Origin of the sequence: Sporosarcina sp. SG10008 (assembly GCF_044569405.1) — a bacterium.
GTDB lineage: Bacteria > Bacillota > Bacilli > Bacillales_A > Planococcaceae > Sporosarcina > Sporosarcina psychrophila.
Window position 1 is genome coordinate 2,228,633 of record NZ_CP172607.1, and the last position, 13,996, is coordinate 2,242,628.

10 protein-coding genes are annotated in these 13,996 nt (G+C 41.0%); all 10 read right to left on the reverse strand.

Annotated features, from left to right (window positions below; genetic code table 11):
• Positions 1 to 501, reverse strand: a complete 501-nt coding sequence (paaD, locus tag ACGLYD_RS10840; RefSeq protein ID WP_399632902.1) for a 1,2-phenylacetyl-CoA epoxidase subunit PaaD — start codon at positions 499 to 501, stop codon at positions 1 to 3.
• 26 nt (positions 502 to 527) lie between these two features.
• Entirely contained in the window at positions 528 to 1,340 is an 813-nt protein-coding gene (gene paaC / locus ACGLYD_RS10845; RefSeq protein WP_399632905.1) for a 1,2-phenylacetyl-CoA epoxidase subunit PaaC, read from the reverse strand.
• The gene (gene paaB, locus ACGLYD_RS10850; RefSeq protein WP_067210636.1) at positions 1,337 to 1,684 is read right to left on the reverse strand and encodes a 1,2-phenylacetyl-CoA epoxidase subunit PaaB; all 348 of its coding nucleotides are present in this window, start codon (positions 1,682 to 1,684) and stop codon (positions 1,337 to 1,339) included. The genes paaC and paaB overlap by 4 nt, the downstream gene beginning before the upstream one ends.
• Positions 1,685 to 1,701: 17 nt before the next feature.
• Positions 1,702 to 2,652 (reverse strand): 1,2-phenylacetyl-CoA epoxidase subunit PaaA, encoded by a 951-nt coding sequence (gene paaA / locus ACGLYD_RS10855; protein ID WP_399632908.1) that lies wholly within the window; start codon positions 2,650 to 2,652, stop codon positions 1,702 to 1,704.
• 329 nt (positions 2,653 to 2,981) lie between these two features.
• The gene (locus ACGLYD_RS10860; protein WP_399632911.1) at positions 2,982 to 7,445 is read right to left on the reverse strand and encodes a S8 family serine peptidase; all 4,464 of its coding nucleotides are present in this window, start codon (positions 7,443 to 7,445) and stop codon (positions 2,982 to 2,984) included.
• 948 nt (positions 7,446 to 8,393) lie between these two features.
• Entirely contained in the window at positions 8,394 to 8,858 is a 465-nt protein-coding gene (locus ACGLYD_RS10865) for a hypothetical protein (protein ID WP_342538606.1), read from the reverse strand.
• A gap of 13 nt (positions 8,859 to 8,871) precedes the next feature.
• Complete coding sequence (locus ACGLYD_RS10870) at positions 8,872 to 9,297, reverse strand: hypothetical protein (protein WP_399632914.1); 426 nt, start codon at positions 9,295 to 9,297, stop codon at positions 8,872 to 8,874.
• A 193-nt stretch (positions 9,298 to 9,490) separates the two neighbouring features.
• Positions 9,491 to 10,921 (reverse strand): NAD-dependent succinate-semialdehyde dehydrogenase, encoded by a 1,431-nt coding sequence (locus tag ACGLYD_RS10875; protein WP_399632917.1) that lies wholly within the window; start codon positions 10,919 to 10,921, stop codon positions 9,491 to 9,493.
• 1,095 nt (positions 10,922 to 12,016) lie between these two features.
• Positions 12,017 to 12,514 (reverse strand): DinB family protein, encoded by a 498-nt coding sequence (locus tag ACGLYD_RS10880; protein WP_067210644.1) that lies wholly within the window; start codon positions 12,512 to 12,514, stop codon positions 12,017 to 12,019.
• Between the two features lie 390 nt (positions 12,515 to 12,904).
• Positions 12,905 to 13,672, reverse strand: coding sequence for a formate/nitrite transporter family protein (locus ACGLYD_RS10885; protein ID WP_067210647.1), 768 nt, complete (start codon positions 13,670 to 13,672; stop codon positions 12,905 to 12,907).
• Between the last annotated feature and the right edge of the window lie 324 nt (positions 13,673 to 13,996).

The following is a 13,996-nucleotide window of genomic DNA, read 5'->3' on the forward strand; positions in this document are numbered from 1 at the left end:
TTACATTAATGTAGACACGGGTTTCATTGCCTCAAATACGTTTTTACAGCTTTTGCAATACAAAATACTTCTGCAGGCCGTCGGTCCAAAAATATTTTCCATTGATACATAGCCAGATCCGCAATAGGCACAATCCACATGCCATGATCCATCTTCCTCAAAATAGCGGGGCGGTGGAGCAATCCCAAATTTTTTCAGATTCACATGACCTTGTTCCGTTATACGGTCTGATGTCCATGGCGGATGAAAGACGAATTCTACTTCAATCGTTTCAACTTCCGGTAGTTTTTTCACAGCATTTACTGTATTCGTTTTAATAAATTTGAGTGCAGGACATCCCAAAAAAGTCGGTAGAAGTGTGATTTTGACGTTATTTCCTTCGGTTGTAACTTCGCCCACCATTCCAAGATCAATAATACTCACCGAATCAATTTCCGGATCTTTCACATTCATAAGTACTTCAAAAATACGCTCAGTTGAAACATCTACAGAAGCAGTCATATTATTCACCTCTTTCCTGGTACCGTTTACCAGACAGCTGCCGGGTCAAGTTTGTAAACTTCGGAAAGCGTGCCGAGTGCTTCATCCAAGTCTTTTGTGTGCTCACCGTTTCGTCCGTTCATCACGGGATGATTCGGGATCAACGGTACTTCCATTTGGAGGGTTTCGAACACTGGATTGATGATAGCTTGCCATTGTTTCTTCATTTCTTCCTCACTGTCTATTAAGTTACTGCTTTCAATCTTTTGTTTCTGATTTCCAAAAGAAAATACATCTCCAAAATCATTCAAAACAAGCGTAATTGCATCATTCATTTTCTTTTTTGCCACATCTGTAGAATTCATTAACTGCTTAAACCACGTTTCCCAGTGCAACTTGTGATAATAAAGTTCCATTTTCACTTTTATCGCCACTTCAGCAATAGGTTTGTATGAGCTTTCACATAACGAATCCATTTTTACCTTTTTCGCTTGTATATAAAAATAACTCCTTACGACTTGATAGGCCCAGTCATAATTGGGTGTTTCCATATAATAACCTTCGCCGTTCACCCGTTCCGTCAAAATGCTGTTCTTTCTTTCATCTGCCGGGCGTAAATGGGCCAAGTCATCCGCTTTTCCAGCTCCAAGCTCTTCAAGCAATTGGTAGTACATCGCCGCATGCCCCATACTGTCTTGGCTAATGGATGAGGAAGCAACGTCTTCTTCAATGTGGGGAGCGAGTCCGAGCCATTCCGAGCCGCGGAATGCGTACAGAAAATCATCATCTGCTAATTGGAACAACAAACTAGTGATTGCTTCTTTATATTCCGCGCTCATGCCATTGTCTGTTATGCTCATTTCCTCTCCCCTCCCCATGACAAAATTTCTTTTTCATCAAGCACTTGCTGTTCATATTGACGCCATTTTTTCTTTAAGTAACCATAGCCTTTTGTCGTCCTGTACTCTTTATTGTCAAGCCTGGTGAGCGTCATCTTCTCTTCGGCATTCATTTTCCTAACATTCTTTCGATTTATAATCCAAATGTCTGCAACTGGCTCACGGCGCATGAAATTTTCCTGTGCCAAAATAAGTGCCATATCTTCATTTGGAGCCAGTAAGCTGAATTGGTGTTGGAATGCCGAGCTCGGTGTCCGCTTACTGAACACTTCATATTCTTGATAAAATGTTTTTTCTCCAGTCATTTTACTGACTCCTTCCATTAATTAACGACTGCACTTAAAGCATCTCGCACCCATGTATTATTTTCATAGGATGTACGACGCAGGTTCAGGCGTGCCTGAGAACGAGGTCCTTCATTTCTAATAATTTTCTTGAATTCATTCCAATCCGGTTGTTTGTACGTCCATAATTTGCTTTCAGCATCGAATTTTATGGTCGGATCTGGGATTGTTAATCCAAGAGATAAAATACGCGGGATATATTTATCAAAAAAGATTTGCCTGAACTCTTCGTTTGTTTTTGTCCGGATTTTATATTTAATAGTCAAATCTTGTTTCGAAGATCCTGTTGTTTCTTTACTCGCAGGTCCGAAGAACATTAACAGAGATTCCCACCAATAATTGATTGAATCCTGAATCATCGATTTTTGATCATTTGTACCTTCCGCAAGTGCCATAATAATAGATTCACCATGCTGTGCATGAAACACTTCTTCAGCGCAAATACGCTGTAACGCTCTCCCGTAAGGCCCATAAGAAGCCCCAAGCATATTTGTTTGTGTAATAATTGCAGCCCCATCAACGAGCCAACCGATTATTCCAGCATCTGCCCATGTAGTTGTTTTCATGTGAAATACATTATGAAATTTCAAGTCTCCATTGAATAAGTCCTGCATTAAATCTCCGCGATTCTTGCCATATGGTTTAAGTAAATCTTCAGTTACGCGAAGAAGCAGTTGACCGTGACCCATTTCGTCTTGCACCTTGGCCATAATGCCTAACTTACGAGAAAGGGACGGGGCTTTCGGTACCCATTCTTTCTCTGGGAGAGCCCCCATTATTTCGCTCATTCCATGCATGGAAATCAATTTAATCAATGTCAGCCTATATTCTTCAGGCATCCAATCATCGGCTTCAATTTTGTCACCTGCTTCAATCCTCTGCATAAAGTGAGCTAACTTTTCTACTTCCGAATTGTATAAACCCGTCATTTCACAGCCCCCTAGTTTAAGGTATGTGTTTCCGACTAAACATATAACACTTACATAACGTTAATCTAAAACTCAGTTATATTTATAGACATACCAATCCGATAATACCGTGTGCCTTTTCCATAAACAGTCTCTTTACTTAATGCTTGGTCGCCCACTTTAATAGAATCTGTCGGACATCCGACTTATGCATCTTCTAAATCTTCAAGAAGATGTTCAGGTACTTCTGCTGTTCCTTCATTTCTATACTTTGAATACCTTCTGGGACAATTCCCAAAAACAAAAAAACACCGGCAAAATTCTGCCGATGTCCATTTTTAATACGTAAATCAATTGCTCATGCTATTTTTCTCGATGCTTTCAATGTCTTGAATAATCTCACCATTTTCCACTTTTTCTCCATTCTCCATGTTTATAAACAACTTGCCTTCCGCCATTTTACGCGCTTCGTTTTTGAAGTTGTCAATAACTTTTGCTTCAATACGCGCTCCGTCAGCAGTGACACCAAACGGTACTGTCCAGTAACCTACATAGTGACCTGGTGATGTCTCACTAAATGGAAGTTCGGTGGCATTTGTCACTTCGTTGCCTACATTTGTCAGTGGCATGTGGATTACAAAACTAGCTTTTAGTCCTGGGGCACTGTCAAATTCTATTTTTACACTTTTGCCTGTTGTTAAGTAGACATCATTAGTTGGTGTTAAATTTTCGATTGATGGTGCATTATATTGAGCTGTAACTACCACCGTCTTCGAAGTTTGGTTATTCGCTTTATCACTTGCAACAACCGTAATTTCGTTTTCACCGTTATCAAGTAAAATACGCTTAGAATAGTTTCCATTGATGACTTCTGCATTTTGACCGTTTACTTTTACCCAATCAAGGTTAGCATCAGAAACCGTCCCTTCAACCATAACCGTTTCACGATTCGATTTATCACCGTTTTTCGGGTTATCGATTGTCAGTTCAGGGTTTTCAGTATCTAATGTCACTGTAACTGGAGCAGATTCGCCTGTCACTTTGCCATTAAGCGTGGAAACTGCCTTGAACTCATTTACTCCTTCTGCAAGCTCAGTTTCGATTGTGAATTTGCCGTCTTCCCCAACCACTGCCGAACCTGCATCTTCTCCGCTGTTTTTCAGCTGGATTGTTGTCGTCGGTGATGCTGTCCCTTCGATCGTAATACTTGATTCATTTGTCGTGAAGTTCTCTGCAGGTGAAGTAATAATTGGTGCATGGACTTCATAGCTGACACGTGCACGAATCATGTAATTCCCTTCCGCCGCAGGTGCTGCTGACCACGCGCCCGATACATATTGATAACTTCTTCCCGCGTTCGTTCCAGTTTCATCTGTCGCGAGACCAGGTGAATTTGGACTTGGATCTTTCTGGATGTAAACCATGTAAAAGTCACCGCTGACAACTATGTTGTGCTCAGTTAAATCTACAACTGTCCACTCTCCGTTACGCAGAGCCTGTGCATCGATTGGTCCTGCAAGTTTCTTGCCAGGAGTTCCGTCAGCACCCGTTGCATCCCATACTTCTACTGCAAAAGCCGTCCCTCCTGGAACTGGCCATTCCGTATCCCAGAAGCGGAGTACGCCGTCTGTGACAATTCCGGATTCTTTACCTTCTGGAAGAGACATTTTCACTCCCCAGCCATTACCTGCATCGTAGAATGCACGCGCATTCTCGCCTGTGCCGTCGTCATACCCAATTTCGCCGCCTGGATATGTGTAAAATGGTTCTAGTGCGAAATCTTTTTCAGTCGTGCCGTCGCCAATTGTGATAGCCGCTTCTTGACTATGGTAGCCACGTGCAATCACCTTCAACGTGTAGTCGCCTTCATAAGCGGTGATGGAATAATTCCCATTTCCATCTGTTTCGACAGGTGTAATGTTTGCATCTTCGATTAGCAGCAATGTTGCTCCACCAATTGCTTCACCTGTTGACTGATCAGTAATTGTACCGCTTACCGTGGATTGTGTAATTTCATTTAGCGTGAAATTAACTTTCGTTGAACTGTCTGCTTCGATTGTTACGGATTGCTCTTCAGATTGGAATCCGTATGCTTCTGCTTTCGCCGTAAATGTTCCTGCTCCATGCGTCAGTGAATATTTTCCATCAGCAGGGTTCGAATAGACCGAACGCCCTGTTTCAAGCACACTGACTTGTGCACTTAAAGGAAGCAGTGTAGGGTTTGCCTTTTCGTCTTGGACTGGCGGTTGTTCTTTCTTAGGAACTACCGGGTGAATTTTTGTCGGATCGATAGGTTCTTTGAATGCATCTTTTTCTTTTTCTTTAATAATACCGAGGTCTTTACCAGATTCGGTTTTAATAGCTTCAAGATTTTTACCGCTATTTTTCTCATTGCTTCCGTTACTATCTTGTGTAGTTCCTTTTTGCATTTTGCCGGTTTTTGAAGTAGTTGTCAGTGCTACATCATCAATATACCAGCCATCTTTTACAACGCTAGCGTCGGAAAATGCATTGAAACCGATGTAAACACGTTGACCGCTATATTCCGACAAGTCAACTTCACCGTCAATCCAACCGTCCGATTGACCTTGAACCATGAGTAGTTGGGTCCATTCCACCTGATCTGTGGAAATGAATACATGACCGTAATCCCATGCTCTGCCGGCCGAAGATTGCTCGAAGTTATGCCATTGTTTAAATTGCAAGAAGGAATCCCCTTCTGGCAAGTCAACTGGAGGCATGACAAGTGTTGCGTTCATATTGGTTTCATATGTGCCTGCAAGATTTGTCGCATATACTTTTTCACCTGAAGAGGCGCTATTTGGGCCAGATGTTGGTACGCCCCACTCCCAGCTGTTCTTCTCGCCAAATGAAGTCCAACCAATCGGCGTTGTTTCAAAGTCTTCTGAGAAGCCGATTGTGATGCCCGGCTTCACTTGAATCGTGTATTCTTCACTTGTCACTTCATTATTCCCAAAGTCATTGATTGTCCATTTGTAAGTGAATGTATTGCCTGCGATACTTTCGCCCGCAATCGTTGCTCCAAATTCACCTGACTGGTAATTACCCGACTTACGGCTAGCTTCCACCGCTTGCCACTTGTTAGCTGCGTCCTTATAGTTCAATGTGACAGACGCGATACTAATATTATCTGTCGCTTGAACTCTCAAATCTAAATCCATTCCTGCATATGTTTCTGCAGGCGCATCATGCTTGTATGTTGGTGCTTCATGATCGTCACCTTGTTTTGAAACTTGACCTTCAATTTTCCCAAGGCCACTAGCGATTGATGAAACAGCTTCGTAAGCATCGACAAGTCCATATCCATAGCCGTGGTTCGGAGACTGTGGATATACTGCGTCAGTCAACGGTGTCGCTGTATCAAGTAAAATCTGTTCCATTTCATCGACTGTTAAGTTGGCGTTTACTTGGCGAAGGAGTGCTGCCACGCCCGATACAGCCGGTCCTGCCATTGATGTTCCATTCCAGCCGCCTTCATAACCGCTGCCTGGAACGGATGAACGAATATTCACACCCGGTGCAGAAATGTCGGGTTTAATTTCTGCATATGGAGAAGGACCACGTAGAGAAAAGCTGCCTACTTTGTTATTAATGTCCGTTGCGCCAGTTGCAAAAGATTCAGGGTAATTCGATGGAGCTGCAACTGATCCGGGTCCGCCTGGATTAGATAGCGTCGTGTTTCCTGCAGAAAACTCTGGGAAGATTTCTGCTGCTCGCCAGTTTTTGACAACATCACGATACCATTCATCAAGTCCTGGACCACCCCCCCATGAATTATTCACGACATCTGGCGCTAGATCGACGCGTACATTACCGTTGGCGTCTGTCGGTGCCAAAATCCATTGAGCTGCAGCCAGTAAATCTCTATCTGACCCACCAGCCGTAGTGAATGCTTTAACAGCGATCCACTTAGCACCTGGAGCAACACCGATTTGGTTAGATCCATTCGGTTCGCTACCGACCATTGTGCCAGTAACATGTGTTCCATGACCGACATCATCATATGGTGTAGCTTGTCCTACAGTTGCGTCAAACCAATTGAAGTCATGGTTCACATCACCTGATGCCGCATTATACCCTCGATATTGTTCTTTCAATGCGGGATGGTTCCATTGAACACCTGTATCGATGCTCGCAACAACCGTACCGGAACCGTCAATGCCCATGTCCCAAACTTGCGGTGCATTGACACGCTCAACGTTCCATTCTACATTTGCAATTTTAGATTCAGGAGCAACTGCATTTTCAGTTTTTGTTGCAAAAAGTTCGCGCGTTTCATTGGGTAGCACTTTTTCAACCTCTGCGAATGTCGCTACCTTTTGCGCGACTTCCTTCGTGGCCGTAACAGCCATACCGTTTACGATAAAGTAAGAGGTGATGTCTTTAGCGTTTCCTGCTTTAACTTGCTGTTCAAGATACTGTTTAACATTTTGTTGTGTTTCGATAGATGTTGTTTTCAGCTCGGATACGACAGCCGATCGTTGCATAAGTTCCGCTTTTTGTGCCGATAAATTTGCATTAATTGCATGTTGCTTTGCTTCACTCGCTACTTTTTCCGTATCCGTTTTTTCTTTAAATTTTATCAAAAAAGTGACGGTGTCAGCTTTTCCGAAGCTTTCCAGCAAGCGATCACTTACTTTGTCCTTTGAAATTACATTAGAGTTATTTAAAGATTCGTGGAGTTTTTGATTCGGCTCTGCGTTCGCAACTCCAGGTGTGACCAGGGAAAACACCATGAGTAACGATGCAATAATGCTGAACACTCTTATTCGACTACGCTTCTTCAAATTCATTCCTCCCTCCGATTTTTAGAACAATTGAACTGCATTTTTTAAATCAATAAAAAACACCCCTTGCCCCCTTCCTAAAAGTTAGTGTAGGTACCCGACGGTGTCGCTTGTGAAAATCTAGTTGATACTACTAAACATACACGGATACTAAATCTCTTTTTGTCGAATATTGACAGAACTTTACCAATTGATAGTTTTTATCTACTCTAACCCTATTTATTCCAGTAGAAAAGTTCTATGGAAATAATTAGCACTTCGACAAATGAGTATGCTATGCCCTTGGTATCATTGCGTTTTCTTGATGACTTGAATTGAAGATAGATTACCATTTTTTTGCATCATAATGAATAAATACATAGATATGACTAGGTATGATAAAATAATGCCAATTTCCAATTATACAGATAGGAATAAATAGGTATTTGTAACTTGTGTAAATAGAAACAAAGCATGCATAAAGTACTAATTCGATCATATTTCATCGATTTAATTCCTATTCTCAGTAATGTAGATGCCCAGACGTGAATTTTCATTTTAGGGGGGATTTCACCACTGAAAGGATTTGAAGTTCTGGAGAACGATAAAAAAGTAGTAATGGCGAACTATTTATTGACTATAAAAGCACAAAAAACCGGGTTCTAGAATAATCCCGGCATAAATTTTTCCGATAATAAATTTCATCTTCAATCAGAGGGGGTTTTCTCCCCCTCACTGATGGATAGTTTAACCATTCGGGCTTTAACGGGTTATTCATCCCCCACTTATTCTTCTCGTGTCCTTGAAGACTTGAAGTGGGGGTCTTACTGCCCGTTAATGCGAGATAAAAAAGTAGTAATGGAGAATTATTTATTGACTATAAAAGCACAAAAAAACCGGGTTCTAGAATGATCCCGGCATAACTTTTTACTCGGTTATAAAATAGTTTAAACCCATTTTATTACCTAGCGCCCTTCACTTTTTCATCAACGAAAATCTCACTAACAATGTCGTGGCACAAAGCAACAACAATCCGAAGATCCCAACCGCAATACCCGTGTTTTGTAATGTTAGGGTCGATGCAGGCAAACCGCAAAGGGTGGGATCGAAAGAGATAGCACCTAACATCGTTCCCATGATTGCTGCTACTCCTCCATTAAAAAAACCGGCAAGAACCGATTGTTTCTTTGCCACCGAACTGAATTGAGTGCCTATTACAATACCAATCCATAGGTTAACCGTACAGATAACAGTAAAATCCATCGGAAAAACCAAATATAATGTGATTGCGATGACAAAACTGGTAATCTGCCCCGCGGCTAAGGTAACTGTAAAGCTGAGACGGTCGCTGATTCTAAAACGTAACTTATGGAATAATGCATACATATAAACGCCCAACAAACTACTTAACACGAGCAAAAATAATCCAAATAAGATCATCGCATGCCTCTCCTTATATTTTTCGAGAAGACTTTGTCGCTTTAAACAACATCATAAATGAACACAAGACGAATAATTCCATCATTATGGCAAACGGAATACTGTATGATGCGGCAGCTCCAATCATTGGTGCCATCATTCCCGTCATAAGCCCGCTAATATATCCGGTGAGCAACGTTTGATTGTCAAAAATTCCTCCGAACAAACTTCCCACCAGCATCCCTGTCAAAGCAGCTACTACGGTCACTTCCATATAATAGACCGGGAATTCATAAATCAAGAGGACGCCCGTTCCAAGAGCCAGTCCTCCGCCCGCTACCATGGCGATATTCATGCCCAGATGAAAATCTATCAACTTTCTTCGCCTGTATAAAAACTGATAAGTGACACCAGCAAGTAGAAATTGAAAAATTAACAAGCTCCAAATCCATGCCGACAAACGGATTCCCTCCTCACGACATTGTATGAAAACGGGGAGTAAAAGAATCAAAAAAATGCCAAGCACCAACACAATTTAAAATTGCGTTGGTGCTTGGCACCGATTTATTCTGATGAATTGTTTGTTAGTCATTTATCAACCAAAAGATATCACTTCATCGCATGGCAGTGAAAACACCCCACTATTATTTCAGTTAACTAATCGCAATTGAAACATACTGCGACTCTAAGAAGGCTTCAATCCCTTCACGTCCACCTTCACGTCCAACCCCACTTTCTTTCATCCCACCGAAGGGAGCTTGTACTGCAGAAGGTGTTCCATCATTCCAACCCACAATACCAAAGTTAAGTTGTTCGATTAAACGTGTCCCTATAGCAATGCTATCCGTAAATACATAAGCAGCCAAACCATATGGTGTATCATTTGCTAATACGATTGCTTCTTCTATTGTTTCCACTTTCTGAATAGGAGCCACAGGTCCAAATGTTTCTTCTTTCATAATAACCATGGACGGATCCGCGTTACTAAGGACTGTAGGGGCATAGAAAGTCCCCCCATCTTTTGTAATTAGCTTGCCTCCTGTCATAAGGGAAGCGCCTTTAGACAGTGCATCCTCAACATGATGCGACACCTTCTCAAGACTTGCGCGATTTACTAATGGTCCAATATCTACATTTACATCTGTACCATTTCCTACTTTCAACTGGCTAACTGCTTCAGAAAACTTTTCTACAAACTCGTCATGAATACCTGACTGTACATAAATACGATTAGCACAAACGCATGTTTGTCCAGCATTCCTGAATGCTGACGCAATAGTACCTTTCACTGCTAGATCTACATTGGCGTCATTTAATACAATCAAAGGCGCATGACCACCGAGTTCGAGTGATAATCGTTTTACCTGATGAGCACTTTGTTCGATTAAAATTTTACCGACTTCGGTAGATCCAGTAAAGGTAACTTTTCGAATTTTTTCATTTTCCATGATTGCTTTCCCTATTTTGCTTGAAGATCCAGTTACCAAGTTAATGACACCTTTAGGGAACCCAGCCTTTTCACATAACTCTATCATTTTAATGGCTGTCAGCGGACTTTCACTTGAAGGTTTAATAACAATGGTACACCCCGCTGCTAAAGCCGGCCCCATTTTCCTCGCTAACATAGCGGCTGGGAAATTCCAAGGAGTGATAGCGGCTACAACGCCAACTGGTTTTTTCCACACTTGCAAACGTTTGCTCGTCGTATGTGTTGGCAAGATTTCACCGTAAACGCGCTTGCCTTCCTCAGCAAACCATTCTAGAAAAGCAGCGGCGCTTGTCACTTCTCCTATGGATTCATTAATTGGTTTGCCCATTTCCATCGTCATCGTTTGAGCCAAATCATCACGATGTTCTATCATCAGTTCATAGAGCCTTTTCAAATAGTTCGCACGCTCATAAGCTGTCGTTTGTGACCACGTTTGAAATGCATCATAAGCAGCGTCAATAGCCACGTGTGCTTCTTCTTCCCCACCAATTGGCACACTACCTACGATTTGACCATTAGCTGGATTGATAACATTTAATTTTTCTAGATCTCCCCCAAGCCATTCACCGTTTATATACATTAAATGATGTTTCATTTCCTATTACCTCCACTCTCTATTTATTCAACAAACCTATCTATTTCTTTACTACCCTATTTATTCCCTAAGTATACGCTTTATTTCTTGCTTCATCTCTTCATGGGACTTCGCAGTTCCACATCACTACTTACTAGCCCCATCCTAGTTTGATGATTCGTAAAAGTCAAACTAATAGTGTTTTTTCGAATTAAGAGCAGCCCCACAGTAAAAATGCCCCTGATGGAAATAGAATCAATCCAACTAAAAAGAGCCATTTATAAAGACAAGAGATTGTAAAGCAAAATCTCGTCTTTATAAATGGCTACTAGCTCACATCTGTTGATTAACCAAAAGTAACCAGTGAATATCATAATTTCCTACTAGACGCTACTTGTATAGTTGCATTTTCGAGTGCTCCGGATTGAATGACTTCTATACAGTTACCGGGATGTCTGGCTGTGTAGGGATACGACCTTGTCGCATCCCTACACAGTTTTTTCGGTAATCGTATGGTGGTCCTTCATCCATCGCGCTCTAAATGCATAAGTACTCGTAGTGCTGAAACTTTTTTTGTCGAAAGAATAGGTGTCTTCTTAACTGGAAATAAGCCGCCAAAGATGCAATTTTGGCGGCTGATGCTTTCTATAAGACATCACATGAATTTGATGCATAATCTTTACTAAAAGTAAGCAAGGAACACATTGTACAAAGTGCTAGAGTGCCCGAAATTGTATCTTCGGGCACTTACACTCTCTGTAGAAAGTCATCTACTCATTTCTTTCAAAGCAACTGCATTTTCCACTTGAATAGTGTAGGAAGCCGTCCGAAAATAGTGCAGTGAAAATGTAGGTCATCAAACCCGACTCACCAGTATTTTATGCAAAAAACTGGGTAATCAACAGAAGTGCTGCTACCTATTATATATGTTGTAATAAAGAATCCTACCAACAACGCTCTGCGCTAGGGGATACCTCCCACAATAAGCCAGACAGAAAATCACTCTCAGTCTTATTGCTTCAGCTACCCCAGTAGACGCCTTCGCTGAAAATTATATAGTTGTATTATAAGGTTAATCTATTACCTTATCAAAAGTCATCGTACTCAATTAGATTGTTATAATTTATAGTCCATTACAATCGTTTTCTTCAATTGTTTTAAGTGGCGTTTTTCATGCAATCCAACAAAAGGAAACCACTGAATCAGTGGCACTTGCCCAAAAATTGGGTGTTTGAATGATTTTTCACGAAGTACGTCCTTTGTACTTGATTCATATACATCTAATAAAAAGAGGCGCGAATCATATAGTGCATTTTTCATCTCTATTTTTGATTTGTACTCTTTCGTTGGTGCAGTATAGCCTGGAGCTTCCACTTTTATGAAACGAATCGTAGAAAGTGCAATTGGTTTCTTCATCGATTTCGGGCTATCAGGATTTGTTAGTTCTTTGGCTATATTTGTCGCAATGACTGTCTCCATACGTACAAGGTGTTCAAATATTTGTTTCGGAGACCATCCGCCATTTGAAGGTATTTTATTGAATTGTTCATCCGTTAACCCTTCAATTGCTTTAAATAACTCTTTTCGGATGATAGTATTTTTTCCTAAAATCATTTAAATATCTCCTTTGATAACCTCAGAAATCTTTTCCGTTATTGTTGTTTGCAAGTGGTACGTTTCACATGATAGTACAGTTAATGTGTACGCCTATTTGATAGTGTAGGAACTGATTTAGTCATCTTTTTGTTTCCCTACCTACAATAGAAGCTTTTCTCTTTTTTCGCAAGTGATTTAGTGAAAAACACTTTTGCTAAAGACATTTTTATGTCGTTTAAAATGAGGGATTATTCAATTCGTTTTTTTAGTAATTATCCAGATAAAGTTAATCTACAATCAGGGGGGGGTTCTTACAGCCCGTTAATGCGGGATAAATACTAGGACATCGACTACTCGAATACACTCAATCTTTAAAAAGTATTCCTCTCGTTATCGATGAAAAGTTCCCTAATTCTTTTCAGAATTCGCGAACCAGTATGCCGCCCCAACGAACACAGCTCCACCAATTATATTGCCAATTGTTACTGGTACTAAGTTTGCCGTCATCCCGGCCAATGAAACAGTGTCCGGGTGAGGGATCATCAACGAGAGGGAAAGCAAGGTCATATTTGCGATACTATGTTCAAACCCCGAAGTGATAAAAGCAAATAAGCACCAAAAAATCATAATCAATTTTGCTGTTTCATCCTTAAGTTTAAATGCGCACCAAACAGCCAGACAAACGAGTATATTACACAGAATTCCACGCATAAGCAACTCTACAAATGGCGTATTCATCTTGGCGCTTGCCGCTGAATTGATATAGTCCGCCGTCCCACCTATGGCCAGTCCCGAATAGACAAAAAGTGCCGCAACGAGAATAGAGCCTGCAAAGTTTCCAACATAGCTGAATGTCCAAATTTGTATGGTTTCATACCAAGTCGTTTTCTTCGTCAATATACCAATCGTCATGATCATATTATTACTTGTGAAAAGGTCTGCCCCTGCCATTAACACTAAACTTAACGCAATCCCAAATGTAACGCCCATAATAATTTTCGTTCCTGCAAAATCAGTTGGTCCTAGCAAACCACCAATCGTAAAAATAAGTATGATTCCAAATCCAACGAAAACCCCAGCCATCATTGTCAATGTTAGGTATCTACTTTTACTCGTATGTAATTGATTCACTTTAGAAATGGCTGTATCACCCAACACAGCGATTGTTGCTTTCATTTTTTTCCCTCCAACTACCATTAGCATGACTTTTTGGATGCCTAGTATCTTTTTTTACCCAAGTATATATTCTATCTCTAACGACTATACTACTAATCACAGATATACGGTACTTCCGACGGAAAACGGATGATAATACAACGACCAATCCGAGATATGGGGTTGGTTTTTCGTCATTCAGACAATACACCCGGTAAACTAAACCTCCTACTAAGATAACAGTCATGGCACTGGGTAACGCCAACAGACCTTTTCGTAATTCAAGTGTATGATTGTCATGTATACTAGGCATAGTCCTAAACCCATTGTCCTATCATTAAGGGG

Coding starts and splice junctions, on each gene's coding strand:
- ACGLYD_RS10860 (WP_399632911.1), bottom strand. CDS start 7,445: ATGAATTTGAAGAAGCGTAGTCGAATAAGAGTGTTCAGCATTATTGCA.
- ACGLYD_RS10885 (WP_067210647.1), bottom strand. CDS start 13,672: ATGAAAGCAACAATCGCTGTGTTGGGTGATACAGCCATTTCTAAAGTG.
- paaA (WP_399632908.1), bottom strand. CDS start 2,652: ATGACGGGTTTATACAATTCGGAAGTAGAAAAGTTAGCTCACTTTATG.
- ACGLYD_RS10880 (WP_067210644.1), bottom strand. CDS start 12,514: ATGATTTTAGGAAAAAATACTATCATCCGAAAAGAGTTATTTAAAGCA.
- ACGLYD_RS10875 (WP_399632917.1), bottom strand. CDS start 10,921: ATGAAACATCATTTAATGTATATAAACGGTGAATGGCTTGGGGGAGAT.
- paaB (WP_067210636.1), bottom strand. CDS start 1,684: ATGACTGGAGAAAAAACATTTTATCAAGAATATGAAGTGTTCAGTAAG.
- paaD (WP_399632902.1), bottom strand. CDS start 501: ATGACTGCTTCTGTAGATGTTTCAACTGAGCGTATTTTTGAAGTACTT.
- paaC (WP_399632905.1), bottom strand. CDS start 1,340: ATGAGCATAACAGACAATGGCATGAGCGCGGAATATAAAGAAGCAATC.
- ACGLYD_RS10865 (WP_342538606.1), bottom strand. CDS start 8,858: ATGATCTTATTTGGATTATTTTTGCTCGTGTTAAGTAGTTTGTTGGGC.